The sequence below is a fragment of the uncultured Campylobacter sp. genome (assembly GCF_938018145.1).
In the GTDB taxonomy this organism is placed as follows: Bacteria; Campylobacterota; Campylobacteria; order Campylobacterales; family Campylobacteraceae; genus Campylobacter_A.
Map to the genome: position 1 here is coordinate 1 of NZ_CALIII010000080.1, position 2,629 is coordinate 2,629.

The window sequence follows — 2,629 nt, forward strand, 5'->3', positions numbered from 1 at the left end:
CTAAATCATAGGATCAGAACGGGCTTTAGCAGAGGCAATCCAGTCTATATCGACTACAAAAACAAAGACGACAGATGGGGCGTTAGGCTCAAAAACGAAAGCCTCTTTGACACCGGCATGCTAGAGCACAGGCTGGTTACCGGCATCGACTACGAACACAGAAAAGAGGACGCGATATTTTGGTACAACGGCGCGCTTAGCGACTTTGGTTCGTTTCCGAATTTTTACAAAGACCTCGGTATATACGCGCAAGACGTATTTAGCGTAGGCAAGTTCGAGTTTACTCTGGGCGGTAGATTCGATAAATTTAAACGCGGAGTCAAAAGCGGCGATCGCAACTCATACTCGGAGTCTAGATTTTCTCCAAAACTGGGCCTTGCGTATGAGGTTTTTGACGGTATAAATTTACTCGCAGGCTACGCAGAGACATTTAGAGGACCGACGCCAAACGAAACGTCATCGGCCGGCCCGCTAAATCCGCATTACTGGTACATACCAAACCCCGACCTAAAACCTGAGATCGCAAAAGAGTACGAAGTGGGCTTTTCTATCGACAAGCAGGGGCTTTTGGGCGATGACGAGCTGTATTTTAAAGCCACTTACTACGACGGCAACATCAAAGATATGATAAATCTAAAAGCAAGACCGGATAAAGGCAATCCGCCGTTTGACGCCGAAGCGCCGGGCAGACGCTACGGCATGTACGAAAACGTCGATAACGCAAAACGTCGCGGTATCGAGATCGAGTCCAAATACGCGATAAACAACCTTACATTCTCGCTCGGATACGATCATACGAAAATTTACGACAAAGCGACCAAAAAGATACTCACCGTCTATGCTGATAAGCTAACTTTGGGCGCGATGTATAGATACGAGCCGTGGGGGCTTAGTTTGGGCGGCGATATGACGCATTGGTTTAGGCCTAACAACGACGAGAAATACTACGTCGTGCGCGGTCAAAAATACGAATACGTAGATGAAACCTTTACTATCGTAAATTTTAAAGGTAGATGGGAGCCGAAAAATTTCGACAGCTATCTGCTAAACAAAGGGCTAAAAATCAGCTTTGGCGTAAACAATATCTTTAACAAAGAGTACATTTTCGCAAACGGATTTAAAGATACGACCAGAGTGGGCAAAGGCAGAAACTTCTACGTAGATTTTGAAAAGACGTTTTAAATTTGACGCGGCGAGCGAGCTAAATTTGGCTTAAATTTGGTTCGCTTTTGCCGTAAAATTTGCTGTTTTTGAGGACTCGTTTTGGTTTAAATTTCGCATTTGCTGGGAGTAGGGTGCTAGCGTCAAATTTTGCTTTTTTACCAGCTCAAATTTGATTAGTCCACCCCCGCAAATCCGCTTCTTAATTTAAATTTGACTATAATGTCTTAAAATTTAAAAGGAGCAAATTTGCAAAATTTCGCCTTGAAATTTCGTCCAACGAGCTTAGACGAGATCTGCGGACAGCGCGAGCTGGTGGGCGTTTTTAAAAAATTTATCGAAAACAAAAAAATCCCGCACAGTATATTTTACGGACCCGCAGGCTGCGGCAAGACGAGTTTTGCTCGCGTCGTCGCGCGGTCGATGGAGTATGATTTTTACGAATTTGACGGCGGAAATCTCAAGATCGAGGAGTTTCGCAAAATCCTAAAAAACCACGAAAACGCGCTTTCTAAGCCGCTATTTTTCATCGACGAGATCCACCGCCTCAGCAAAACGCAGCAAGAAGCCCTGTTAATCCCGATGGAAAACTACCGCGCCGCCATCATCGGAGCCAGCACGGAAAATCCATATTTCACGCTAAGCTCGGGTATCCGTAGCCGCTCGATGCTCTTTGAGTTTAAGCCGCTTGCGAGCGAGGATTTTGAAAAGCTGCTTGAACGCGTGAGAGGCGAGGTCAAATTTGACATCTCGGACGAAGCCAAGGCCTATCTCGTAAAAAGTAGCGGCGGAGACGCGCGAGGACTCTTAAATTTGCTCGAGTTTGCCGTGAGTCTGGATGAAAAAATAACGTTAGAGAATTTAAAAACGCTGCGAGCTAACGCCGTTAGCGAAGGAGTTAGTGAGGACGATGTGCATTACGGGTTAGCGAGCGCATTTATAAAAAGCCTGCGGGGAAGCGATGAAAACGCCGTCATGTACTATCTGGCGCGGCTTATCGACGCGGGCGAGAGCGCTGATTTTATCGCGCGAAGGATGGCGATATTTGCCAGCGAGGATATCGGTAACGCAAACCCTAACGCGCTAAATTTAGCCGCTAACGCGCTAGCTGCCGTTAGCAAGATCGGCTTTCCAGAAGCTCGTATAATCCTGGCTCAATGCGCGATGTATCTGGCTCACTCGCCAAAGTCAAACTCCAGCTACAAGGCCATAAACGCCGCGCTGTCCTATGTCAAAAACGAGCCGCCGCTAGCTATACCGCCATATCTCATCAACACCGCGCCCGAGGCCAAGGACTATCTGTATCCGCATAGCTTTGGCGGCTGGGTAGAGCAAAAATATCTCGAAAAGCCGCTTAAATTTTACGAGAGCAACGGCATCGGCTTTGAAAAAACGCTGGACGAGTGGCTGGCTAAAATAAGGCTTATAGGTTGATAGGCGGGTTTGTTTTTAGCTATCATTTTGCTTG

At 46.7% G+C, this 2,629-nt stretch carries 2 protein-coding genes; both read left to right on the forward strand.

The genetic code is table 11. From position 1 onward, the window contains the following. Nucleotides 1–1,182, forward strand: a 1,182-nt coding sequence (locus tag Q0338_RS01735; RefSeq protein ID WP_298085255.1) for a TonB-dependent receptor, incomplete at its 5' end; no start/stop codon positions are given. Between the two features lie 228 nt (nt 1,183–1,410). Further along, the gene (locus Q0338_RS01740) at nt 1,411–2,595 is read left to right on the forward strand and encodes a replication-associated recombination protein A (protein WP_298085256.1); all 1,185 of its coding nucleotides are present in this window, start codon (nt 1,411–1,413) and stop codon (nt 2,593–2,595) included. Nucleotides 2,596–2,629 lie beyond the last annotated feature (34 nt).